This is a genomic window from Campylobacter sp. RM12647, assembly GCF_020138135.1.
Lineage (GTDB): Bacteria > Campylobacterota > Campylobacteria > Campylobacterales > Campylobacteraceae > Campylobacter_E.
Map to the genome: position 1 here is coordinate 1 of NZ_JACGAS010000077.1, position 259 is coordinate 259.

The window sequence follows — 259 nt, forward strand, 5'->3', positions numbered from 1 at the left end:
CTCCGTGATGAGCCCTTTGAAAACCCCAACCTGCCATAATCATAGTTCTATTTTTAGCCATAAGTTCTGCTAATTCTTTTATTTTTTCTGCTTTTATACCTGTGATTTTTTCTGCTAATTCAGGAGTTTTTGGATTATTCTCATCAAATAATCTTTCTTTTAATTTAGCAAATCCTACCGTGTATTTTTTAAGGAATTTTTCATCGTGAAGATTGTTTTTAATTAGATGATAACACATTGCTTCTACTAAGGCAACATC

1 pseudogene is annotated in these 259 nt (G+C 31.3%); it reads right to left on the minus strand.

From position 1 onward, the window contains the following. Positions 1 to 259 (minus strand): annotated as a pseudogene (locus tag AVBRAN12647_RS09660) (trimethylamine-N-oxide reductase TorA); the annotation flags it as partial.